Here is a 23,988-nt window from a genome sequence, read left to right on the forward strand (position 1 = left end):
TTAATGTGTGTAAGTAGAGGAGGAACTCTTTTGCCCCGGGTAAAAGTAAGATTCGCCCCCAGCCCGACCGGCCCGCTGCACATCGGCGGCGCCCGGTCGGCGCTGTTCAACTGGCTGTATGCCCGCCATACCGGCGGCAGTTTTCTGGTACGCATGGAAGATACCGACCGGGAGCGTTCGTCTCGGGAATCGGAGGAAAACATCCTGGCCGCCCTGCGTTGGCTGGGCCTGGACTGGGACGAGGGCATCGGGGCGGGTGGCCCCAACGGCCCCTACCGGCAGACCGAACGGCTAGACATTTACCGGGGCTATGCACAGCAGATGCTGGACGCCGGTTTGGCCTACCACTGCTACTGCACGGAGGAAGAGCTGACTGCTGAACGGGAGGCTTTGCTGGCCAAAGGGGAGATGCCCCGCTATCTGGGACGCTGCCGCAATCTCAGCCCGCAGGAGCGCGCCCGTTGTGAAGCCGCCGGCAGGCGGCCGGTGCTGCGCTTCAAGGTACCGGCGGGGCAAACCGTAGTGGTGCATGATCAGGTGCGGGGTGCGGTATCCTTTGACTGTGACGGCATCGGGGATTTTATCATTATGAAATCGGACGGCATTCCCACTTATAACTTCGCCGTGGTGGTGGATGACCACCTGATGGGTATCACCCATGTCATCCGGGCGGAGGAGCACCTGCCCAACACGCCCCGGCAGATCCTGCTCTACCGGGCGCTGGGCTGGCCGGAGCCGGAGTTTGCCCACGTCTCGTTGATCCTGGGCGCCGACCGCACCAAGATGAGCAAGCGCCACGGGGCCACCTCCATTGAGCAATATCAGGAGTTGGGCTACCTGCCGGAAGCGCTGGTCAATTTTCTGGCCCTTTTGGGCTGGTCGCCAGGTGGCGAGGATGAGGTTTTCAGCCCGGAGCAGCTCAAGGAATTGTTTACCCTGGACCGGGTGGCCAAAAGCCCGGCCGTCTTTGACCTGGAAAAGCTCAACTGGTTGAACGGCCACTATATCCGGCAGTGCCCGCTGGAGCGGATCACTGATTTGGCCATCCCCTTCCTGCAAAAAGCCGGCTATATCACAGGGGAAATTACACCGGAGCGGTATGCCCGGCTCAAATCCCTGGTGGCGGCGGTGCGGGACTACCTGTCCAACCTGGCGGAGATTACGCAACACGTGGATATTTTCTTTGCCCAGGAAACGCCGCCGGTGGACGACGAGGCCCGGGCGGTGCTGACCGGGGAGCAGGTGCCGGCGGTGCTCGCCGCCCTGCGGGAAAAGATGGTCGCCCTGAACGAGCTGGATGAAGAAACTGCCCGCATGATATTGAAAAAACTGCCCAGGGAACTGGGTTTGGGCGGGAAGAAAGTTTATATGCCGCTCCGGGTGGCGCTGACCGGCCGCACCCACGGGCCGGAGCTCTACCAGGTGCTCCCCCTGCTCGGACCGGAGAAGGTTGCCGGGCGCCTGGCCCGGGCGGCCGGGCGATGTAGCTAGATCCCTCCGGGGGAATTTCCTCGCCTTTGACGGCCCGGACGGGCGCCACGGGTACCGGCGGTTGAACGCGGTACCCGGAACGGGCGTACCGTTATGAGAGCCGGCGGTGTAGCGTGTGAGCCGGGAATTTCCCCAATTATTTGCTTATAGACAGAGCAAGATGGACTGCTTTATTCGCGGGAGGGATAGATATGTTTGGACGGCTGAGAAGGGACGTGCGGGCCGTTTTTGAACGGGACCCGGCGGCCAAGAGCCTGGTGGAGGTATTGCTGTGCTATCCCGGTCTGCATGCCATTTTGATGCACCGGGTGGCCCATTTTTTCTACCGCAAGCGTTTATTTGTCGTGGCCCGGCTGCTCTCCCAGTTCTCCCGCTGGTTGACCCAGATTGAGATTCACCCGGGGGCAAAAATCGGTGAGGGATTGTTTATCGATCACGGCGCTGGAGTGGTGATTGGCGAAACCGCCGAAGTGGGCGACAACGTGACTATCTATCAGGGGGTGACCCTGGGCGGTACGGGGAAGGAAAAGGGGAAGCGCCATCCCACTATCGGCAACAATGTGGTGATCAGCACCGGGGCTAAAATCCTGGGCTCGTTTACCGTGGGGGACAACGCCAAAATCGGCGCCGGTTCGGTGGTTTTAAAGCCGGTGCCCCCCAACAGCACGGTGGTGGGCGTGCCCGGACGGGTGGTGGTGCAGGACGGCCGGCGGGTAAGCCCGGCCGGCCCGCCGGTGATCGATCTGCGGCACGATCTGCTGCCCGACCCGGTGGCGGAAATGATCAACAGCATGTTAACGAACATCAAGTACCTGGAAAACAGGGTGCGCGAACTGGAAAGGAGCGCCGGGGCGGACCGGACTGTACCGCCGGAGACCTGCGAAGACGGTTTTGAATAGGCCGGGCGGCTTATATTCTTTTGAGAAGGAAAGGAATTTGGGTATGCAGTTATACAATACACTCACCCGGCGCAAGGAGGAATTTGTGCCGCGCGAACCGGGGCAGGTGGCCATGTATGTTTGTGGTCCCACCACCTATAATTACATTCATCTGGGCAACGCCCGGCCGCTGGTGTTTTTCGACACGGTGCGCCGCTATTTCGAGTACCGCGGTTACCGGGTGCTCTATGTCCAGAATTTTACCGATATTGACGATAAAATCATCAACCGCGCCCGGGAGGAGAAGGCCGACGCCCTGCTGCTGGCACAAAAATATGTGGCGGAATATTTCAAGGACGCCGACGCCTTGAATGTGCGGCGGGCTGACATTCATCCCCGGGTGTCCGGGCATCTGCCGGAAATAACCGCCATGATTGCAGCGCTGCTGGAAAAAGGGGCCGCCTATGTGGTGGATGGGGACGTCTACTTTCACATCGCCTCCTTTCCGGCCTACGGCCGGCTGTCCGGCCGTTCCCTGGACGAAATGCAGGCCGGCGCACGGGTGGAAGTGGACCCGCGGAAAAAGCACCCGATGGATTTCGCCCTCTGGAAGGCGGCCAAACCGGGCGAGCCGGCCTGGGACAGTCCCTGGGGAAAAGGCCGTCCGGGCTGGCACATCGAGTGTTCGGCCATGGCGGTGAAGTATCTGGGCCATAATTTCGATATTCACGGGGGCGGCTTCGACCTGATTTTCCCCCACCACGAGAATGAGATCGCCCAGGCGGAGGCGGCCACCGGCCGTCCCTTCGCCCGTTACTGGATGCACAACGGGTTTATCACTGTCAACCAGGAGAAGATGTCCAAGTCCCTGGGCAACTTCTTTCTGGTGCGTGAGATCCTGGAAAAATTTCCGCCGCCGGTGGTGCGCTTTTTCCTGTTGTCCACTCATTACCGCAGCCCGCTTGACTTTGACGACGAAAAGCTGGCCGCGGCCGGGCGGGGACTGGAACGCATCAAAACAAGCATCCGGCTGCTTGCCGAGGCAATGGGCCGGGGCTCCGGAAGTGAAAAGCCGCCGGCTGCCGGTGATGACTTCCCGGCCACGCTGGAAAAGTACCGGCAGGACTTTATCGCGGCCATGGATGACGACTTCAACACCGCCCTGGCCATCGGTATTTTCTTCGAACTGGCCCGCGAAGTGAATACTTATTTGCAGGACGGTTCCAAAGGCGGCGGGCTGCGGCAGGATGACCTGGCAAAGGCCATGTCCTTGTTTTTCGACTTCAACCGGGTGCTCGGGCTGTTTCCGGTGGACGTAACCGCCGGCCGCATCCGGCTGGAAGAGCCGGCTGGTGATGACGACAAGCTGACCGCCGGTTTGATTGCCCTGCTGCTGGAAGTGCGCGGCCAGGCCCGGGCGCGCAAGGACTGGGCCGCCGCCGACCGCATCCGGGACGGTTTGAAGGAACTGGGTATCATTCTGGAAGATACACCGCAGGGCGTGCGCTGGAAAAGGCAGCAAGGATAGATTTCAACCGGCCGGCGGCGAAAAATGTAAAAACTGCGGGGAATGCTTGATGATTCTGATGGATGGTTTTCCATACAACCCGGAGCAACTGCCGCCTCTGGTGCTGGCCTATATCGGCGACGCCGTGTATGAGCTGGCCATCCGGCAATATCTGGCGGGCCGGGGCTTGACCCGGGTGAATCAGCTGCACCGGGAAACCATAAAATATGTGCGTGCCGACAATCAGGCCCGGGTGCTGCGCGCACTGGAGGACAAGCTGCTGCCGGAAGAGGCCGCCCTGGCCCGCCGGGGGCGCAACGCCAAGAGCGGACACCCGCCCCACGGAGCGGATGTCTCTGCCTACCGTCACAGCACCGGTCTGGAATGCCTGATTGGCTACCTTTATCTGGCCGGAAGACACCATCGCCTGGCGGAAATCATGGCCCTGGCCCGGCAGGCGGTGGAGGAACGGCAATAGCTGCCTGCCATGCCGGCGCGGCCGGACTGACCGGAGGTGCTTGAATGACCAGGGAAAACGATCCGGAAAACATTATCGCCGGGCGCAATCCGGTGCGGGAGGCCTTGAGAGCCGGGCGCTCCCTGAACAAGGTGTTTATCGCCCGGGGGGTGCTGACCGGCCCGCTGCGGGAAATTTATGCCCTTTCCCGGGAGCGGCAAATCCCGGTGCAGCAGGTGGAGCGCGTGCAACTGGACAGGCTGGCGCCGGGAACGGCCCACCAGGGCGTGGCGGCCCTGGCGGCGGCCGGCGATTACGTTTCCGTGGACGACATCCTGCAGGCCGCCGGAACGGCGGATCCTTTTCTTTTGCTGCTGGACGAGGTGACCGACCCCCACAACCTGGGGGCCATCCTGCGTACGGCGGACGCCGCCGGCGTGCACGGCGTGATCATCCCCCGGCACCGGTCGGCGGGACTTACTCCGGCGGCCGGCAAGGCGGCCGCCGGGGCGGCGGAATATGTCAAGGTGGCCCGGGTGACCAACCTGGTCCGGACCATTGACTACCTCAAGCAGCAGGGCATCTGGGTGGCCGGGGCGGAAGGAACGGCCGGCGATCTTTTCTGGGACGCCCGGCTGGACGGGCCGCTGGCCCTGGTCATCGGCGGCGAGGACAAGGGCCTGGGCCGCCTGGTGCGGGAAAAATGCGACCTCCTGGTACGCCTGCCCATGGCCGGGCGGGTAAGTTCCCTGAACGCCTCGGTGGCGGCGGCGCTGCTGACTTACGAGGTTGTCCGGCAGAGGAGACAGGCCGACCATGGAAGAATATCTGGTCGTTGACGGATACAATGTGATTTACGCCTGGCCGGAGCTGGACAAACTGAAGGAAGTCAGCCTGGAACAGGCGCGCAACCGGCTGGTGGACATCATGATCAACTTCGCCGCCTTGAGCGGCAAGTACGTGGTGGTGGTTTTCGACGCCCATCAGGTCAAACAGGCTGTGGAGCACAGTGAAATGGTCAACGGTGTGGAAGTGATTTATACCGCCGAAGGTGAAACCGCCGATTCGCTGATTGAAAAGCTGGTCAAGGAATTGTCCGTACGCGGCACCGTACATGTGGCCACTTACGACTGGGCCGAACAGCGCATGATTCTCGGCCGGGGCGCCTACCGCCTCACACCCCGGGAGCTGCGGGAGCAGGTACAGCGTCTGGAAAAAGAAAGCAGGCGGCATTACGGTCGCGGCAAACCGGCCGATGCCTACCTGGAAAACCGTCTGGCCAAGGAGGTACGCTCAATTTTGGAAAAATGGCGGCGGAAAAAGGAATAGGGTTACAGTGTGTTTTCAAATACCGGAGCCGGACCGATGGGATTATCCAGAATGTCCGGGTCGAATACAGTGCCGCAGGAGAACGAAGGTGACAAATCACCTGTGAGTGCGCCCTGGCCGTTGTTGAACTTGTTGTAACTGGTAAAGTTGTCGTTGGCAGAAGGTCCAAAGTTGACGATGCTTCCCCGGTCCAGGCTGTTAATTTTAAAGTTGAAAATATTCAAGATGGGAGGTGATAAAACAACTAAAGGCAATGCCCTTCCCCCTTTAACATGTTTTGTTTTGGGCCGGCAATCAAGGGTTCCTTGAAAAAGGGCTGGTCCATGAAGTCCGCGTCATCCACAAGATTCCCCATTCCGGCAAAACAGGTCTCATCCCCGTAGTTGGAGCCGGTGCCCTCATTGCGTTTGGCCACGCTGTTCCACTCCGCCAAAAAATTTTGCCCGATGTTCATGGCCGACCCGTTTTCAATAGCATTTATTTTCATCAAAAATATATTTATAACTAGGGACACTCCGTCACCTCTTTCCCTTTTTAGCAATATATGATCGCCGGCGCTATTTTAAGATGGCAGATAAAGGAGGGCGTTCCTGATGTTTGATCAGGAAAAGTTCCAGCAGTGGAGCAAGATGGCCCAGAAAATGTACGGACGCGATTTCTGGTCCAGTGTATTCAACAACCCGCAGGCCAAAGAGATGATCAACAACTTTGCCGGTCTGATGGACGGGGATAAAGCATTCCCCCGGGTGGATGTTTACCAGACGGCCCAGGAATTTTACATCCTGGTTGATCTGCCGGGGGTGCGCAAGGAGGACGTGCTCATCCAGGTGGTGGGCGACCGGCTGGAGGTCAAAGGCAGCGTACATAACCCCTATCACGGGTTTCAGACCTTGTCCGCGGAAAGATTCACCGGTAATTTCCAGCGCACCGTCCAGCTGCCGGATTACGTCGATCACGCGCACTATACGGCCAAGTTTAGTGACGGCCTGCTGGAAATCCGCCTGCCCCGGGCCGCCGAGTCGCCGGTGAAAACGCTGCATATCGACTAGCGGGCCGGGTTGCTGCAAACATGAATTTAAGCCTGGTGGTAAGCGTATGCATATATTCCCCTTTTGGCACAGGGCAAAAAAAAGGCCGGACGAATTGGCGCAGCGGGTGGCCGGGTTGGAACAGGAAGTCGCGGACTTGAAACAATGCTGCCGGGAACTGGCGGGATCCGCCTGTGCACCGGTGGTGGTGGAAAAGCTGTGCGTGGAGCGCATCAGCGTGGACCGGCTGGAATTCACCAACAATCTGGGCGCTCTGGGGATCAGGGAACTGAGCGGCAGTTTGAACATCGGCGCCAACTACGGTGTTCCGCCGGGAAAAAAGGGTGGGCCGCCGCCTTCCGGTGCGACTTCGCCTCCGGTGCCGCCTCCCGGTGCAACCCCGGTCCCCGGGCATGCGGGCGGAAAGGAAGCGCGTTCACCCGGCAAAAAGGCCGGTGCGCCGGCGCCGCCGGGCAGCAAAGGCCCACCGCCCCCGTCCCCGGTTCCGGGAGTTGACGGTTCCCCGCCCCCGCCGTCCGGGCCCGGCATGCCCGGGCCATCCTCCGCGGACCGGAAGGTGGCTCCTCAACCACCGGTTCAAAAACCGGTAAATATAGTTTTCAAAAGAGGTGACAGTATTAAACGGGCGCCTGAAAACACCCTGTGAAGTCAACGGTTTTCGGGTACGGTAATGTAAGGTCGCTACCGGCAAAAATGCTGGGGGCGCGTATCACCCGTTGCTGCCGGCATGTTGTTGAAGGGAACCTTGACGTAATTTTGGTCATGGAGTTATTGACAGACAGTTACATTCGGTAAAAATAATATGGTTGCTCACATATCCGGTTGTCTGGCAAAGACGGCCGGTTTTTTTATTTTTGTTTTCACCCGAAGTAGTTAATCCCTTTTTCACCCGCGCTGGTACCAATTACATCCCTTCTGGCGATTTTAAACCCCGGGCGCCTATTTTATATTTTAGTTGTACAAAAAGTTTAGGGAGATGAATGCCTGATGGAAATGAAACAAATCGGCGTTCTGGGGGCCGGGGCGATGGGCGGCGGCATCGCCCAGGTGGCCGCCGTGGCGGGATACCAGGTTATTTTATACGATGCGGTGCCGGGTCAGGTGGACCGGGCCACCGGCCGCATGGACGGGTTTTTCAAAAAGAGCGTGGAAAAGGGTAAGATGACGGAAGCGGAGCGGGCAGCCGTTCTGGAGCGGATCCGGCCGGCTGCCGGAATGGATGACTTCGCACAGGCGGATCTGGTGATTGAGGCCATCATCGAGGATCCGGTGGCCAAAAAGGAAGCCTTTGCCCAACTGGACGACATTTGCAAGCCGGAAGCCTGCCTGGTCAGCAACACCTCCTCCATTTCCATCACCACCATTGCCGCCGCCACCGGCCGGCCGGCGAAGGTGGCCGGCATGCATTTTTTCAACCCGCCGCCCTTGATGAAACTGGTGGAAGTGATCCGGGGCTATTTCACGGCTGATGACACTGTGCAGTTGGTGTCCGCGGTGGCCCGGGAAATGGGCAAAACTCCCATTGAGGTGAAAAAGGACTCCCCCGGCTTTGTGGTCAACCGTATCCTGCTGGCCCAGTTTGCGGAAGCAATCCGCCTGTTGGAAGAAGGCGTGGCCAGTGTGGAAGACATTGACCGGGCGGTGAAGCTGGGGCTCAACTATCCGATGGGGCCTTTTGAATTGCAGGATTTCACCGGTGTGGACATCGGTTATCACGTGCTGAACTACTTTTATGATGAATTCAAGGATATGCGCTGGAACCCGCCCCAGGCGCTGAAGGCTTTGATCCGTGCCGGCCGGCTGGGACGGAAAAGCGGGGCGGGCTGGTACGAATATAAGTAAGCCTCCTCCGGGGCAAGCCCGGATGCTTCTTCAGACGATTGCCGCCCAGGCAACCGGAAGGTTGTCCGGCTTGCATTTGTAAAGTAATTTGCGGGTATTGGCTCTTTTATTCTACTGCACAAATGGGTATTCACCTGGTATCACTGCGTCAGCCGGAGTTATTGGCTCTTTCATTTTGCAGCACAAAGCGGCAGGTTTTCACAATGCACTTTTATAATCGGGTGCAGAAGGAGGTATAAACTTGTCCTACCAGACGATCACACTGGTCAAAGAAGCGGGCGTAGTCACCCTGACCATCAACCGTCCGCCCCTGAATCCGTTGAACAGCCAGTTTTTCCGCGAACTGGACCGGGTGGTGGCGGAGATCGGCGGCGATCAAGAGGTACGGGTGCTGATCATCACCGGCGCTGGTGAAAAGGCTTTTGCGGCGGGGGCCGACGTCACCGAAATGGTGGACCTGACGCCGCTGGAAATGTACGATTTTTGCCGCCTTTCCCTGGCAGCCTACAACAGACTGGAAAACCTGGATAAACCAACGATCGCGGCGGTGAACGGCCTGGCCCTGGGGGGTGGGTGCGAACTGGCCCTGGCCTGCGACTTCCGTCTGGCGGCGGAAACTGCCCGGTTCGCCCTGCCGGAAATCAATCTGGGCATTATTCCCGGCGGCGGCGGCACCCAGCGACTGCCCAGGTTGATCGGCACGGCCCGGGCCAGGGAGTTGCTCTTTTTGGGGGAAATGATTGACGCCGCCACAGCCCGGGAATACGGCCTGGTCAACCGGGTGGTGCCTGGAAACGCACTGCTGTCCGAAGCCGGCAAGCTGGCGGAAAAGCTGCTGGCCAAACCGCCGGTGGCCCAGCGCATGCTCAAAATGGCGCTGAACAACGGCATGAATATGGATCTCCCTGCCGCCCTGCTTTTTGAGCTGGAGAGTTTTCTGCTCGCTTTTGGCAGCGCGGACCGGGTGGAAGGTTTCCGCGCCCTGCTGGAAAAGCGCAAGCCGGAGTTCAAAGGAAAATAAAGGCGGGGGTTTTTCCCATGCGCAACGTCTGTGTCATTGCCGGCGGACAGTCCACCTGGGGACTGCGCCGGGCCAGCCAGCGGGATTTATTCCAGGAGGCCGGCAAGGCCTGTTTTGATAGTAACGATCTGATCAGCAACAAGAATATCGACGGCTTGATTGTCGCTTCGGCCGGCACCGGAAGGTGCTCCTTGCAGACCCACCTGGCGCCTCTGGTGGCGGAGTACCTGGGCATCAAGCCGGAAAGCGTCTGTGCCCGGGTGGAGCTGTCGGGCGCCAGCGGCAGCGCCGGGATCATCATGGCCTACGGGTTGATTAAAAGCGGCGTGGCCGATGTGGTGATGGTCGCCGGCGGGGAAAAGCTCCACCTGCCGCAGTGCCGGGAGGCCGATTACAGCGGGCCCGGTTCGCTGGATCGCGACTGGGACGGCGCGATGGGACTGGGACTGCCGCCGCTTTTTGCCCTGGCCGCCAAACAGCATATGAAAAAGTACGGCACCACGGAGGAGCAAATGGCCTTGGTGGCGGTAAAAAACCGGCGTAACGGCATGAATAACCCCAAAGGGCAGTTCCGGGAGCCGGTTGATCTGAAAACAGCCCTCAACGCCAAAACCGTCGTGCAGCCATTGAAACTATTCGACTGCTGCCCGGTTACCGATGGTGCGGCGGCGATCATTCTGGCCGTGGAGGACAAAGCGCGCTATTTCACCGATCAACCGCTGGTTTACATCCGGGGGTGCGCCCAGGCCAGCGCGGGCAACATGACAGCCAACATGGCCAGCTGGACTACCTGGGAGGCATTGAAAACGGCCGCCCGGCAGGCCTACCGGAACGCCCGCATTCAGCCGCAGGATGTGGATGTGGCCCAGACGCACGACTGTTTTACCATTGCCGAGATCATCGCATATGAGGACCTTGGTTTTTGCGAGAAAGGTGAAGGCGGTTGCTTCATCCAGGAAGGGAAGGCCGATTTTGGCGGGCAGGTGCCGGTGAATACGGACGGCGGACTGTTAAGCTGCGGCCATCCCCCGGGGGCCACCGGCATCCGCCAGGGCATCGAGATTATGCGTCAGCTGCGGGGGGACGCCGTCAGGCAGGTGGCGGGCGCGCGCATTGGCTTGACCCATAACCTGAGCGGCGCCATCTCTGCGCATACGGTGGTTGTTTACGGGAGGGATCTGGAATGAAGGGCATATCGCTGCTAGAGGGAAAATACGCGGTGACCATGGATCCGTACCCGCAGCAAAGCAAGGAATTCAACCGTATCCATCCCTTTTATGAGAACCTCCGGCAAAAACGTTTTACCACCACCCGCTGTCGCAGCTGCGGCTGGCGTTCCTTTCCACCACGGGTGATCTGTCCGGAATGCCTGTCCACGGAACTGGAATGGGTGGACCTGCCGGTCAGGGGGCGCGTGCTGGTGGTGACCGAGGAGGAAACCGGGGTGCCTGCGGGCTTTGACCCCCCGTTGATCCATGCCCTGATTGATCTGGACGGACAGTTGACCTATTTCGGCCGGGTGATTAATTGCGCGACTGGTGAATTGAAAGAAGGCGACGAAGTGAAACTGGCTGTTTTCCGGGTGGAGCCGGTGCCGGTGGACGCGAAAAAGGGCGCTGTCATCCTGCAGGAGCGGGTCTTTTTCGCCTTTGAAAAAGTAAAGTGAGCTTGTTTCTATTTGTTGCATCATGCGGGTGAGTAAGCAGTAAGGGCATAAGGGGCTGACAATTGTGAATATTGCCTCGATTATTGAGTACAACGCCGCACGCATTCCGGAATGGACTGCTGTCATTGACGGTGATACCGGCCGGCTGTTTTCCCACTCCCGCTTCAACGCACTGGTCAACAAGCTGGCCAATGCACTGGTTCATTCCGGTGTCAAAAGAGGGGACCGGGTAGCCATTTACCTGCCCAATTCCCCGGAATACCTGATGGCTTATTTTGCCGTTGCCAAAACCGGCGCGGTTGCCGTGCCTTTTAACATCATCTACCGGGCGCAGGAAATTGAGTATATCATGAACAACTCCCGGGCCGGGATGTTGATTGCCGCCGCTGAGGAGTATACGGCCAACGTGCTGCCCATCCGGAACCGGCTGCCGTATCTGGAACAGGTGGCGGTTGCCGGGGGGCTGGCCACGGGGGCGGCGGAACTGGCAGATTTCCTTTCCGGCGGCAGTGAGGATTTTGCTGCCGTGGAAACCGGGCCGGAAGAACCGCTAACCATTCTTTACACCTCCGGCACCACCGGCAAACCCAAGGGGGCTGTGCTCACCCACGGCAACTTCCTGGAAAACGCCAGATTGAACGGCTGTCACGTTTTGCATATAAACGACCAGGACTTGTTCCATACCGGAACGCCATTTTGCCATATCTTTTTTGTGCTGACCGTGCTCGGCCCTCTTTACGCGGGCGCCGGTGTGGTCACCAGCAAGCGGTTTTTCCCCGAACAAGCGCTGAGAATCATCTCCCAATTCCGGGTTACCCACTTTGCCGGCGTCCCCACCATGTACATCTACATGCTGCAGGCCTGTTCCAAGGGGAGCTATGATTTGAAAGCGTGGCGTTTCGCCCAGTCGGCGGGAGCGTCGATGCCGGCGGAATACATCCGGGAGATTGAAGAAACTTTCGGGACGGCTTTCTGCGAATGTTATGGTTCCACTGAAACCAGTTCCACAGTTACTTTCAGCCGGCTCGGGCACGGCAAAGCGGGCTCGATCGGCCCGCCCGCCCGGGGCTGGGAAGTGATGGTGGCGGATGACTGCGGCAATCCGTGCGGCGTGGGGGAAGTAGGTGAACTGTGGGTCAAGGGGCCCGGTGTCTTCAAGGAGTACTGGGAAATGCCGGAAGAAACGGCGGCTTCTTTCAGCGGGCGGTGGTTTCACACCGGGGACTTGGGCCGTTGCGATCAAGACGGCTACTATTATATCGTCGACCGGAAAAAAGACATGCTCATCTGCGGCGGCTACAATATTTATCCACGTGAAGTGGAGGAGGTTCTTTACACCCACCCCGCCGTGCTGGAAGCGGCCGTGCTGGGTGTGCCCGATGCGGTGAAAGGGGAAATTCCGGGGGCGTATATCATGCTGAAAAACGGGGTGGAGGCAAGTGCGGAAGAGTTAATCCGCTATTGTAAGGAAAAACTGGCGCCTTACAAAGCGCCGCGCTTTGTGCAGTTTGTTTCCGATCTGCCCCGCGGACCAAGCGGTAAAATACTGAAACGTATTTTAAGGGAAAAACTTGGTTTATGAGCCGGAATTTCTGGACGACTGCCGGGAGGGTGATATGCCGTGAGCCGTGCGGTGATTGTGGTGGATATGCTCAAAGATAATCTGGGTGATGTTTCCCGGCCGGGCATCGGACAGCAGGCCGCCGTCATATTGCCGCGGCTGCAATGGTTGCTGGCATCGGCCCGGGACAGGGGCTGGCGCGTCATTTACGCCTGCGACAGTTTTTTCCCGGAAGACTTTATTTTCCGCGGCCGCATGAAAGCCCACGCGCTGCGGGGCACCTCCGGTGCGGGGATAATTGACGACCTGCGTCCGCAGCCCGGAGATCTGGTGCTGGAAAAAAGGCTGTTCAGCGCTTTTGCCCGCACCGATCTGGATCTCACCTTGCGCTACAAGGGAATTGAAGAGGTGGGGGTGACCGGGATCAGCACCCCCTACTGCGTTTTGCTCACCGCCCTGGACGCGGTGGGCAACGGTTTCCGGGCGGTCATCCTGGAGGACTGCTGCGCAGCGCACAAGGAGGAGGTTCACCGGGCCACCCTGGATATTTACCGGCAAAATCCCCTTTATCCCCTGTTGCGGGTAATCAAGGCGGAGGATTTTTTGGCGGAAAACAGGTAAACGGGTTCCGGGTAATTAGCTGGAAACACGCCCCGGTTCCGGGGCGCCGGTCCAACTGCCTGCGGTGACCCGCGAGCGCTGCCGGGTTTGCTTTTGAGCCGGATGGCAAAGCGGTCTTGATATGCATTCGGAAGTCAGGCGCATGCCGCTGCTGCCGGCAGCAGTCTGGTTTTAAGAAAAAGCTTTTCCCGGACAAAGCATTGGTGGACGGGGCACTCTTTCATTTACGGGTTTGTTCAAAAAATCATAGTCGTTAGGAGGGGGTATTTATGTACTCCAAAGCGTTTATTCCTTACCGCGGGTACTTCAGCTCCCCGTTTTCCCGCTGGCAGGGGAGCCTGCAAAATGAACATCCGGTCGAACTGGCGGCGGCAACCGCCAGCCGGTGGCTGGCGGTAAAGAACATAGATGTAAGGAAGTTTGAGTACCTCATTTTGGGGAAAACAATCGGACAGCTGCACACATTTTACGCCGCTCCCTGGGCGGCCGCCCTGATGGGCGCAACGGATATACCCGGCTGTCATATCCCCCAGGCCTGTTCGACCTCTACAACCTGCATAAACCAGGCGGCGGCGGGCATCGAAACAGGCCTTTATAAAAATGTATTCTGCCTGATGACTGATCGTACATCCAATGGTCCACATACTGTCTGGCCCAATCCGGAAGGTCCCGGCGGAACGGTGATTGCGGAAGACTGGCTGATGGATAACTTCGACTGCGATCCCTGGGGCGGAGTCCCCATGATCCAGACGGCGGAAAATGTGGTTAAAAAGGCCGGCGGGATTACCAAGGAAGACTGTGACGCGGTAACCTTGCGTCGTTACGAACAATACCGGGATGCCCTGGCCAACGGCAGGGAGTTCCAAAAAAAATACATGTTTCCGGTGGAATATAAAAAGAGCAGAAAGGAAACCGCGTTACTTGAAGCAGATGAAGGGGTGTATCCAACGACCGGGGAAGGTCTGGCCAGGTTGAAGCCGGTTATTGAGGGAGGGGTGCACTCATTCGGTTCCCAAACCCATCCGGCCGATGGGAACTGTGGCATTATTTTATCCACCAGGGATGCAGCCAGGGAACTCAGTATTGACAAAAACATAGAAATTCAGGTGCTTTCCTATGGTTTTGCCCGTGCCCCCAAAGCGCATATGGCCATGGCGGTGGTTCCCGCGGCAAGGATGGCGCTGGAGAAAGCCGGCATTGAAATCAAGGACGTGCAGGCAATAAAAACACACAATCCCTTTGCCGCCAATGATCTCTACCTGGCCCGGGAAATGAACATTGATGTCATGAAAATCAATAATTTCGGCAGTTCACTCATCTACGGGCATCCCCAGGGACCGACCGCCGGCCGCGGCATTATTGAAATGATTGAGGAGTTGGTTATTCTTGGCGGCGGTTACGGGCTTTTCACAGGGTGTGCGGCCGGTGATACGGGCGCGGCACTGGTGGTCAAAGTGTATTGAAACGTGACGCATGGTAAAGGTTAATATGAATATCAGCCAACTGATTGCAAAAAGGCGGCCTTTTCAACAGGCTTAATTCGGAAACCATAACTTGCTGCAAAACATTCGGGCAGGTGAAATACAGATGATCACAAGCGATTGGATGCACGTGGGAACCGTGCTCAAAATGAATGCCCGGCACTACCCCGAAAAACTCGGCTGCCAGGATAAAAACAAAAGTTTCTCTTTCAGTGAATGGAACCGGCGATCCTGTCAGCTGGCCAACGCCTTGCTGGAGGCAGGTGCCGGTCATGGTGAACGGGTGTCCGTGATGGCTTACAACCGGGTGGAGTGGATGGAGATCTACGCCGCCTGCGCCAAAGGGGGGCAAATCGCCGTGCCGGTGATGTTCCGCCTGTCGCCCCCGGAGGTGGAATATATCGTCAACCATGCCGGGAGCAAGGTCATGATCGTGGAAGAACCCTTTGTGCCTCTGGTGGACGGCATCCGTGAACGGCTGACCGCCATTCCGCCGGAAAACTATATTTACCTCGGTGCGGGGGCGGCGCCGCCCGGATATGTTCATTATGAATCGTTCCTCGCCCGGGGGGACGGGGAAGAACCGCCGGTGGTGGTGCGCGCCTCCGATCCCTGGACCATCCTGTATACTTCCGGCACCACCGGGAAGCCCAAGGGCGTGGTGCGCACACATGAAAGCTTCATCGCCCAGTATCTTTTAAACAACATCAACATGGGCGTCCGGTCCACGGATAAAGTGATGATGGTCATGCCCATGTGCCATGTCAATTCGGTTTATTATTCCTTTCCCTACACATACGTGGGCGCGCCGGTAATGGTCTACAACATGATCAGTTTCGATCCGGAGGACCTGCTCAAAACCATTGCCGGATACAAAATTACCTTCACCTCCCTGGTGCCGACGCATTACATCATGATGCTGGCCCTGCCGGACGAGGTGAAAAACAAATACGACGTCAGTTCAATCAGGCAGTTGCTCATTTCTTCCGCCCCGGCCCGCCGGGACACCAAGCTGGCCATTATGGACTTCTTTAAAAACGCTGAATTGTGGGAAGCGTATGGTTCCACCGAGGCCGGTTTGATTACCTTGTTACGGCCGGAGGAGCAATTTGACAAACTGGGCTCGATCGGCCGGGAAATTTACGGCATCGACCGCATCAAGCTGCTGGATGAACAGGGCCGGGAAGTAGCGCCGGGAGAAGTGGGGGAACTTTACTCCCGTTCGCCCAACGCCTTTAAAGAGTATTGGCGGGACGAGGCGAAAACCCGGGCGGTTTGCCGGGACGGCTGGATTACCGCCGGCGACATGGCCAGAAGGGATGCGGATGGTTATTATTACCTGGTGGATCGCAAGGCCAACATGATCATTACCGGCGGTGAAAACGTCTACCCCTCCGAGGTGGAAAACGTGATTGGCACACACCCGGCAGTTAAGGACGTGGCGGTGTTCGGCGTGCCCGACGCCAAGTGGGGGGAAGCGGTAAAAGCAGTGATCGTCCTGCATGAGCATGATCAGGGCAGCGATACGCTGGCCGGTGAAATTATCGAATTCTGCCGCGGAAAAATTGCCGGCTACAAGCGGCCCAAGTCGGTGGAATTCATCCGGGAGGAGGAAATGCCCCGGACGGGTACGGGCAAGATCTTGCACCGGGTTTTGCGCGAGCGGTACGGCGGTTAATTGTCTTTGCCCGGTTCGAATGCTGAAAATGTGTTTCCGGCTATCATGGCATGACATAAGTGAGGATTTTGAGTCAGGTTAGCGGCCCCGGCCGGTCATTCGGCCGCTAATGTGCTCCGGCCTGTATGGCAGAAGAAATGTCAGAAGAAAAAGGGCGGCTGTTTTCACATTTAAATAGCAAACCGGATGGCACGGCGGTGCCGGTGCCAGCGGGATGCGGTGCTCCCAAAATCATGATGTAAGGGTGAGAGCAATGATGACCAAAATTGATCTTCCGGACAAATACAACGCCGTCACCACTTTTGTGGACTGCCACGTGGAGGAGGGCCGTTCCCGCCGGGTGGCCATCTATTATCAGGACCGCAGCATCACATACGGCGAAGTTTACGAAATGGTCAACCGGGCCGGCAATGCCCTGCTGGAACTGGGCGTGGAACGGGAAAACAGGGTTTTTCTGCTCCTGCCCGATTCCCCCGAACTGGTTTACCTGTATTTCGGAGCGATGAAGATCGGGGCGGTGCCCATTCCGATGAACAACCGCCTGCCGGCGGCAGATTATCTGTACATGTTGAACGACAGCCGGTCCAAGGTGGTGGTGATCCCGCCGGAAATGGCGGAGGTGCTTGAAAAGGTTAAACCATCCCTTTGTTTTGCCAGGCATTTCGTGACGACCGGAAATGTTCCCGGCTATCTGAATTTTTACGATCTGCTGGCCGGTGCGGCACCCTCCCTCGCCCCGGCGGAAACCAGCAAAGACGACGCGGCCTTCTGGCTGTACAGTTCCGGCAGCACCGGCGCGCCAAAGGGAGTGGTGCACCTGCATCACGACTGGATCCATTGCTGTGAGCTTTACGCCCGCAATATTTTGAACATCCGGCCGGATGACATTTCCATGTCTGTTTCCAAGCTGTTTCACGCTTACGGGCTGGGCAACGGTCTGATGTTCCCCTTCCGGACGGGCGGCAGCACCGTGCTTTACCCGGAAGTGCCCCGTCCGGAGCCGTTTCTGACCGAAGCCGCCCGCCGGCGGGTGACCCTTTTTTACGGCGTGCCCACCTTTTACGCCGCCGCCCTGGCCCTGCCCGGTTTGGCCAAAAGGTTTGACCTGAGCAGCGTCCGGCTTTGCGTCTCGGCCGGCGAGCCGCTGCCGGCGGCTATTTACAGGCGCTGGCGGGACTGCTTCGGGGTGGAGATTTTGGACGGCATCGGCAGTACGGAGGTGCTGCATATTTACGTTTCCTCCCGTCCGGGTGAAGTGCTTCCCGGCAGCACGGGAAAACCGGTGCCCGGTTACGAAGTGAAAGTGCTTGACGAAAACAGCTGCGAACTGCCGCCCGGGCAGACGGGCACCCTGTGGGTGAAAGGGGAAAGCGCCACCCCTTATTTCTGGAATAAACACCAGCGTTCCAAGGAATTGATCCGGGGTGAATGGTTCAACACCGGGGATCGCTGGTACGTGGATGAGGACGGCTATTACTGGTATTCCGGCCGGGCCGACGATGCTTTCAAGTGCCGGGGGGAATGGGTGGAGCCGGTGGAAATCGAGAACCTGCTTATCGAACATGAAGCCGTGCTGGAAAGCGGTGTGGTCGGTTGCCCCTTCGGGGCCGGGCTGGAAAAACCGGTCGCTTTTGTGGTTTTAAAGCCGGGATATGAAGGTACGGCGGAACAGGTGGAGAGCCTGAAGCTGTTCGTGCGGGAAAGGATGCCGGGCTACAAGGTGCCGGAAGAAATCCGCTTCGTTGATGAGTTGCCTAAAACAATAACCGGGAAAATCAAGCGTTTCGTGCTGCGGGAGATACTCCGGCAGGAGGCGGAACGGGTGGGAAGTTGAAGCCGCCCGCGCGGTAACGTTAATAGCCGCTTGAGGGAGACAATTATTCGTCTGCTACCGCAGTTGACGGAGGAAAGGAATTTTGACACGACCTTTAACCCGTTGCGGGCAGAACGAGGTAAAGAGGGGGATGGCCATGTACTTGCCGGACTTTGATTATTATGCGCCCGCAAGCCTGCCGGAAGCCTGCGCGCTGCTGGCGCAATCCGGCCCGCGCGCAAAGGTGCTGGCCGGCGGCACCGATGTGCTGCCCATGATGAAGAAAGAAAAAATCGCGCCGGAAATACTGGTGTCAATCAAGAAGCTGCATCAATTAACCGGCATCCGTGAAACACCGGGAAATAAAGTCGTCATCGGCGCCCGGACCACACACAACGAACTGGTCAATTCGCCCGTACTGCAGAAAAAGTATCTTTCTGTGTGCGTGGCCGCCCACCGGATCGGCAACAACCAGATCCGCAACGTGGGCACCATCGGCGGGAACATTGTCAACGCCGTACCTTCCGCCGATTTGCCGCCCATACTGATCGCCCTGGGCGCGCTGATCAAGCTGACCGGAACGGGAGGGGAAAGGGATTTACCCCTGGAAGAAGCTTTTGCCGGCCCGGGCCGTTCCGCAATCAGCCCTGATGAAATATTAACCGCCGTAATCATACCCGGCAGCTCCTTGACCGGCAGTACCTACTTTAAATTCGCCCACCGCCGTTCCGGCGCCCTGGCCGTGGTGGGCGTGGCCGCCGCGGTGACTATGGAGGGAGAGGTCTGCCGGGAAGCCCGCATTGCCCTGGGCGCCGCCGCGCCCACACCGATGCGCGCCAAAAAGGCGGAGGAACTACTCCGCGGACGGGTGGTCACGGAGGAATTGCTGGAAGAGGCCGGCCGGTGCGCGGCGGCGGAAAGCAAGACCAGAACCAGCATCCGCGGCTCGGCGGACTACCGGCGGGACATGGTGCGCGTATTCACCAAGCGGGCGCTGCGCAAGGCAATTAAAGATGGTCACTCGTAAAAGGGAAGGGGGCGGCGGAATGCAGGCCATTGCGGACAAAGACGGTGTCAAACGCTATCTGGTTACCCTGCATATAAACGGCGACAGCTACACCCGGGTAGTCAAAGCCAACACCCTGTTGGTCAACTTTTTAAGGGACGATCTGGATCTGACCGGCACCAAGAAAGGCTGTGAACTGGGCGACTGCGGTTCATGCACCGTGCTGCTGGACGGCAAGGCGGTGGATTCCTGCCTGATCCTGGCCGTGGAGGCGGACGGGCGGGAAATCACCACCATTGAGGGACTGGCGCGGAATGAAAAACTGGACCGGCTGCAAGCAGAAATGATCAACCACGCCGGTGTGCAGTGCGGCTATTGCACACCGGGCATGATCATGTCGGCCAAAGCGCTGCTCACCCGCAACCCGCACCCAACCGAACGGGAAGTGCGGCAAGCCATTGCCGGCAACCTCTGCCGTTGTACGGGCTATGTGAACATCGTCAAGGCCATTCTGGCGGCGGCCAATGAAGAGGTGGGGGAGGGAAGCGGCGATGAGTGAAAAATATGCGGTGATCGGCAAAAGCGTACCCAAAATAGACGGGCGCGTCAAGGTTACCGGTCAGGCCAAATATACCGGTGACTTGAAGTTTCCCAACATGCTGGTGGGGAAAATCCTGACCAGCCCGCATGCCCACGCGCGCATTTTGAGCATCGACACATCGCAGGCGGAAAAACTGCCCGGGGTGAAGGCGGTGATCACCCACCGGGATGTGCCCGCCTTGAAATACGGCATCAGCCCGGCCCGCTGGGATGAAAACATCTTTTGTATCGACCGGGTGCGTTTTGTGGGGGATAAGGTGGCCGCGGTGGCGGCCATCGATGAAGAAACCGTCTACAAGGCGCTCAAGTTGATCAAGGTGGAATACGAAGTGTTGCCGGCCGTCTTCGATCCCGTGGCGGCCATGCAAGAGGGCGCGCCGCAGATCCATGACGAATACCCGCGCAACATCAACACGGAAATACACCAGAACTTCGGCGATGTGGAAAAAGCGTTTGCCGCAGCGCATCACGTGCGCACCGATCAATTTACCGGGCAGCGTACCTACCAGAGTCCCATCGAACCGCACTCCGCCATCTCGATCTGGGAAGACGGCAAATTGACCGTTTATACCAGCACCCAGTCCCCGCATTATTTTCAATATTACATTGCCCGGGAATTCGGTCTGAAAATGGGCGATGTACGGGTAGTCAAACCGTTTGTGGGCGGGGGCTTCGGAGGCAAACTGGAACCCACCGGGCTGGAATTTGCCGGCGCGGTACTGTCCCGGCTCACCGGCCGGCCGGTAAAAATGTTTTACGACCGGCATGAAATGTTCGCCCACAACCGCGGCCGCCACCGCCAGATTATGAAAATCACCACCGGTGTGGACAAAGACGGTAAAATCCTGGGTGTGCACGCCGATTTTATCATGGACGGCGGCGCCTATACCAGCCTGGGCATTGCCACAGCCTACTACGCCGGGGCGATGCTTCCCCTGACCTATGAATTTGAAAACTACAAGTTCGACATGTACCGGGTCTACACCAACCTGCCGGCCTGCGGCGCCCAGCGCGGCCATGGCGCGCCCCAACCGCGGTACGCCTTTGAATGCCACCTGGATATGCTGGCCGAAGACCTGGGGATGGACCCGCTGGAACTGCGCCTGCGCAACGCCCGGCGGCCGGATACCGTCACACCCAACGAATTCAAGATCAATTCCTGCGAGTTGAAAGCCTGCATTGAAAAGGTAAGAGAAATTTCCGGCTGGGATAAGAAAAAGGGCAAGCTCCCGCATGGCCGGGGGATCGGCATTGCCGTGGGCAGCTTTGTTTCCGGCGCCGGATATCCCATTTACCGGACCAACCTGCCCCACTCCGCCGCCATGATCAAGGTGCACGAGGACGGATCAGCCGCCACCCTGTACACCGGCGCGGTGGACATCGGACAGGGGACTGATACGGTGCTCTGCCAGATGGCCGCCGAGGCCATGGGCTATACCTATGAGCACATGAAAATTGTGGCTGCCGATACCGAAACCACCCCCCATGACTTTGGCGCCTACTCCAGCCGGCAGACGCTGATGTCCGGGGCGGCGGTCAAACAGGCCGGCGAAGAAGTGAAGAGACAAATCCTGGAAACGGCCGCGGCTATGCTGGATATTGACGTTTCCACCCTGGACTGCCGGGAAGGAGTGGTCTTCTGCCAGTCGAACCCGGAAATCCAAAAAACTTTTGCCGAAGTGGCCCGGGAGTTCTTTGTCCGGAAAGGGCCGCTCGTCGGCCGCGGTTCCTACGCCCCGCCAAAACTGGGCGGCAAATTCAAAGGAGCGGCGGTGGGCACCTCGCCGGCCTACAGCTTTGCCGCCCAGGTCAGCGAGGTGGCAATAGACGAAGAAACCGGTGAAATCGACGTCAAGGCGGTCTGGGACGTGCACGACTGCGGCACGGTGATCAACCCGGCCCTGCTGCACGCCCAGGTACACGGCGCCCTCTTTATGGGCATGGGCGAGGCCGTCTGGGAAGAAGTCGTGTTTGATGAGCAGGGCCGGATCAAAAACGCCAATTTGAGTGAATACCGCCTGCCCACGGCGCTGGATATGCCGGAGATCACCTCTCAACTGGTGGAAAGCTGTGAACCCGACGCCCCGTGGGGGGTGAAGGAAGTGGGCGAGGGGGCCACCATCCCGACCATGGGCTGCTACTCCAACGCCATTTACGACGCCATGGGCGTGCGCGTCTACAGCCTGCCGCTGAGTTATGAAAAAGTCTGGCGCGCCTTGAAGGAAAAGCGGGAAAAAGAAGCCGGGGGCGGGTAATAACCCCGGTGTTCCTGTGAACCCGCGGTGGTTTGAGAAAAACCGGGTTTCCGTTAAACGCCCTGCGCTTGACCGCACTTCAGGCGGCTGAACTGTGCGGTTACAACCCTGTCACAGGAACCGTTCCCCGGTTAAGCGACGGCGGGAGTTAGATGCCCTTTCAGCATGGATTTGAACTTGCATACCGGACGATTGCTATGACAGGCGCAGGGTGTGAAAATTCTGCTTAATTTTGAAATGGCAGGGAGGCCGGCTGATTATGTCCTCTCCGGTGATTGATTTTCACATTCATCCCATTTATTACGAACAATATTGCGTTTCCGCCGCGGAATGGATCAAGACACAGCAAACGGCGGGGGACTGGCCGGCTTTTGTGGAAAAATACGCAGATCCGGCCGTGTTTTCCGCCTTTCTGGAAGAGAACGGAGTGGATTACGGGGTGATCCTGGCCGAACTGAGCCCGGTGACCACCGGCATCTGCACCAATGAATACGTACGGGAATTCTGTCACGGCCGGGAGAAGTTGATTCCCTTCGCCAGTATCAACCCCTACCTGACCGAAGGCGGCGGCACCGGCCGGCTGGCCGGGCGGCTGTTGCAGGAGGACGGCTTCCGCGGAATAAAGCTGTATCCGACCTATCACTATTTTTATCCCAACGACCGCCTGGTTTATCCCGTTTATTCCGCGGCTGAGGAAGCGGGAGTGCCGGTGATGCTGCATACCGGCTCGTCCATCTTCAAGGGCGCCCGGCTGAAATATGGCGATCCCCTTTTTTTGGACGACGTGGCGGTGGATTTTCCCGGTTTAAAAATCGTTCTGGTGCACAGCGGCCGCGGCCTGTGGTATAACAACGCCTTTTTCCTGGCCCGGCTGCATGAAAACGTCTACATGGAAATAGCCGGCCTGCCGCCGCAAAAGCTGCTCGATTACTTTCCCGAACTGGAGCGCAACGCCGGGAAAATTATCTTCGGTTCCGACTGGCCCGGCGTGGTCAGCATCAAGGCGAATATTGAAATGATCCGGGCGCTTCCCCTGCAAGAAGAGACGAAGGAAAAGATTCTGGGCGGCAATGCCGCCCGGCTGCTGGGCATCAGGTAGCCGGGAGTGACGGTGCAAAACCATTCTGGGACCGGATCCGGGGATGCGCCGGGGGCGACAAAAGCAACATGCCACCGGCCGCACAGCCGGCAATCCGGATGCGGCCTGACCTGTCGGGGAGTGATGCAGATGCGTAATGTTACCTGGAAATCTGTTGCCGGTAAACATTGTGCTTATCTGGAGTCTGGTTTTGGCGGACACCGGAAAAAAAGTCCGGCTTTGAAGGACATTTACCTGGGCAATACGCCGGAACGGGCGGCGGCCAGGCTGCGCCGGCTGGTGGGTGACAATGAAGAGTATTTCCACCTGGTGACCGAACTCTACCGTAAGCGGCCCGGCCGCAAGCCGCCGGTGAACGAACGGGAAAAGGTGGTCCGGGCGTTACGCCGGCTGGCGGCGCGTTATAAGGACGAGGAAGTGCAGGCGGTATTGCAGCAGGCGCTGGTTGCACTGGAAACGGACGATGCGGCCGGTTCGGATGAATCGTGACGGCCGGAAATTGACGTGCCGGGAATGCTGGATAAATTCAAGGCGTGGTGTGTTAATTCCCAATCCACTCCTTTGGAATGTCCAATCACCCGTACGGGTGATTTAAAATCATTGCCGGCGGAATTATCATAATATGAAAAGGGGG

At 58.4% G+C, this 23,988-nt stretch carries 24 protein-coding genes; 22 read left to right on the top strand and 2 right to left on the bottom strand.

Translation table 11 applies throughout. From position 1 onward, the window contains the following. Window positions 1–30 precede the first annotated feature (30 nt). The 6 genes from gltX to A6M21_RS06070 all read left to right on the top strand — a co-directional run bounded on the left by gltX (window position 31) and on the right by A6M21_RS06070 (window position 5,662). Complete coding sequence (gene gltX / locus A6M21_RS06045) at window positions 31–1,491, top strand: glutamate--tRNA ligase (protein ID WP_242868781.1); 1,461 nt, start codon at window positions 31–33, stop codon at window positions 1,489–1,491. A 191-nt stretch (window positions 1,492–1,682) separates the two neighbouring features. Further along, a complete protein-coding gene (cysE, locus tag A6M21_RS06050; protein ID WP_066666979.1) occupies window positions 1,683–2,390 on the top strand; it encodes a serine O-acetyltransferase in 708 nt (235 codons plus the stop codon). A gap of 43 nt (window positions 2,391–2,433) precedes the next feature. After that, window positions 2,434–3,897: a cysteine--tRNA ligase gene (gene cysS / locus A6M21_RS06055; protein WP_066667085.1), complete on the top strand. Its 1,464-nt coding sequence runs from the start codon at window positions 2,434–2,436 to the stop codon at window positions 3,895–3,897. Window positions 3,898–3,946: 49 nt separating this feature from the next. Continuing rightward, window positions 3,947–4,354 (top strand): Mini-ribonuclease 3, encoded by a 408-nt coding sequence (locus tag A6M21_RS06060; RefSeq protein WP_066666980.1) that lies wholly within the window; start codon window positions 3,947–3,949, stop codon window positions 4,352–4,354. A gap of 44 nt (window positions 4,355–4,398) precedes the next feature. Continuing rightward, a complete protein-coding gene (gene rlmB, locus A6M21_RS06065) occupies window positions 4,399–5,172 on the top strand; it encodes a 23S rRNA (guanosine(2251)-2'-O)-methyltransferase RlmB (RefSeq protein WP_066666981.1) in 774 nt (257 codons plus the stop codon). Continuing rightward, a complete protein-coding gene (locus A6M21_RS06070; RefSeq protein WP_066666982.1) occupies window positions 5,150–5,662 on the top strand; it encodes an NYN domain-containing protein in 513 nt (170 codons plus the stop codon). Before rlmB ends, A6M21_RS06070 begins: the two co-directional genes overlap by 23 nt. A 2-nt stretch (window positions 5,663–5,664) precedes the next feature. On the opposite strand, the gene A6M21_RS06075 is transcribed toward A6M21_RS06070, so the two are convergent. Both A6M21_RS06075 and A6M21_RS06080 read right to left on the bottom strand, forming a co-directional pair. Beyond that, window positions 5,665–5,916, bottom strand: a complete 252-nt coding sequence (locus A6M21_RS06075) for a spore germination protein (protein ID WP_066666984.1) — start codon at window positions 5,914–5,916, stop codon at window positions 5,665–5,667. Further along, window positions 5,907–6,176, bottom strand: a complete 270-nt coding sequence (locus A6M21_RS06080; RefSeq protein WP_201721837.1) for a spore germination protein — start codon at window positions 6,174–6,176, stop codon at window positions 5,907–5,909. Before A6M21_RS06080 ends, A6M21_RS06075 begins: the two co-directional genes overlap by 10 nt. 79 nt (window positions 6,177–6,255) lie before the next feature. Here A6M21_RS06080 and A6M21_RS06085 point away from each other — a divergent pair, with 79 nt between their 5' ends. From A6M21_RS06085 to A6M21_RS06160, 16 genes are all read left to right on the top strand, one after another. After that, entirely contained in the window at window positions 6,256–6,711 is a 456-nt protein-coding gene (locus A6M21_RS06085; RefSeq protein ID WP_066666988.1) for an Hsp20/alpha crystallin family protein, read from the top strand. A gap of 115 nt (window positions 6,712–6,826) precedes the next feature. Next, on the top strand, window positions 6,827–7,357 hold the full coding sequence (locus tag A6M21_RS06090) for a hypothetical protein (protein ID WP_151191818.1): 531 nt from the start codon (window positions 6,827–6,829) through the stop codon (window positions 7,355–7,357). Between the two features lie 341 nt (window positions 7,358–7,698). After that, window positions 7,699–8,553, top strand: a complete 855-nt coding sequence (locus A6M21_RS06095) for a 3-hydroxyacyl-CoA dehydrogenase family protein (protein WP_066666992.1) — start codon at window positions 7,699–7,701, stop codon at window positions 8,551–8,553. Window positions 8,554–8,794: 241 nt separating this feature from the next. Next, window positions 8,795–9,574, top strand: coding sequence for an enoyl-CoA hydratase/isomerase family protein (locus A6M21_RS06100; RefSeq protein ID WP_066666994.1), 780 nt, complete (start codon window positions 8,795–8,797; stop codon window positions 9,572–9,574). 17 nt (window positions 9,575–9,591) lie between these two features. Beyond that, on the top strand, window positions 9,592–10,761 hold the full coding sequence (locus A6M21_RS06105; protein ID WP_066666996.1) for a thiolase C-terminal domain-containing protein: 1,170 nt from the start codon (window positions 9,592–9,594) through the stop codon (window positions 10,759–10,761). After that, complete coding sequence (locus A6M21_RS06110) at window positions 10,758–11,240, top strand: Zn-ribbon domain-containing OB-fold protein (protein WP_066666998.1); 483 nt, start codon at window positions 10,758–10,760, stop codon at window positions 11,238–11,240. Before A6M21_RS06105 ends, A6M21_RS06110 begins: the two co-directional genes overlap by 4 nt. Window positions 11,241–11,304: 64 nt before the next feature. Next, the gene (locus A6M21_RS06115; RefSeq protein WP_066667000.1) at window positions 11,305–12,822 is read left to right on the top strand and encodes a class I adenylate-forming enzyme family protein; all 1,518 of its coding nucleotides are present in this window, start codon (window positions 11,305–11,307) and stop codon (window positions 12,820–12,822) included. Window positions 12,823–12,861: 39 nt separating this feature from the next. Next, the gene (locus A6M21_RS06120) at window positions 12,862–13,422 is read left to right on the top strand and encodes a cysteine hydrolase family protein (protein WP_078060434.1); all 561 of its coding nucleotides are present in this window, start codon (window positions 12,862–12,864) and stop codon (window positions 13,420–13,422) included. A 269-nt stretch (window positions 13,423–13,691) separates the two neighbouring features. Continuing rightward, window positions 13,692–14,885 (top strand): thiolase family protein, encoded by a 1,194-nt coding sequence (locus A6M21_RS06125; RefSeq protein WP_066667002.1) that lies wholly within the window; start codon window positions 13,692–13,694, stop codon window positions 14,883–14,885. A gap of 124 nt (window positions 14,886–15,009) precedes the next feature. Further along, complete coding sequence (locus tag A6M21_RS06130; RefSeq protein ID WP_066667089.1) at window positions 15,010–16,581, top strand: class I adenylate-forming enzyme family protein; 1,572 nt, start codon at window positions 15,010–15,012, stop codon at window positions 16,579–16,581. Between the two features lie 256 nt (window positions 16,582–16,837). Continuing rightward, on the top strand, window positions 16,838–18,415 hold the full coding sequence (locus A6M21_RS06135) for a benzoate-CoA ligase family protein (protein WP_066667090.1): 1,578 nt from the start codon (window positions 16,838–16,840) through the stop codon (window positions 18,413–18,415). An 82-nt stretch (window positions 18,416–18,497) separates the two neighbouring features. Next, a complete protein-coding gene (locus tag A6M21_RS06140) occupies window positions 18,498–19,421 on the top strand; it encodes an FAD binding domain-containing protein (RefSeq protein WP_242868782.1) in 924 nt (307 codons plus the stop codon). 19 nt (window positions 19,422–19,440) lie between these two features. Further along, window positions 19,441–19,959 carry a (2Fe-2S)-binding protein gene (locus A6M21_RS06145; protein WP_066667004.1) on the top strand — a complete coding sequence of 173 codons (519 nt, stop codon included), beginning with the start codon at window positions 19,441–19,443 and terminating at the stop codon, window positions 19,957–19,959. Continuing rightward, a complete protein-coding gene (gene hcrA / locus A6M21_RS06150; protein WP_066667006.1) occupies window positions 19,952–22,255 on the top strand; it encodes a 4-hydroxybenzoyl-CoA reductase subunit alpha in 2,304 nt (767 codons plus the stop codon). The genes A6M21_RS06145 and hcrA overlap by 8 nt, the downstream gene beginning before the upstream one ends. Window positions 22,256–22,514: 259 nt before the next feature. Next, window positions 22,515–23,354 carry an amidohydrolase family protein gene (locus A6M21_RS06155; protein ID WP_066667008.1) on the top strand — a complete coding sequence of 280 codons (840 nt, stop codon included), beginning with the start codon at window positions 22,515–22,517 and terminating at the stop codon, window positions 23,352–23,354. Window positions 23,355–23,483: 129 nt separating this feature from the next. Continuing rightward, a complete protein-coding gene (locus A6M21_RS06160) occupies window positions 23,484–23,843 on the top strand; it encodes a hypothetical protein (RefSeq protein WP_151191819.1) in 360 nt (119 codons plus the stop codon). Window positions 23,844–23,988: the final 145 nt, after the last annotated feature.

Origin of the sequence: Desulfotomaculum copahuensis (assembly GCF_001655685.1) — a bacterium.
Classification (GTDB): Bacteria; Bacillota; Desulfotomaculia; order Desulfotomaculales; family Desulfovirgulaceae; genus Desulfotomaculum_G; species Desulfotomaculum_G copahuensis.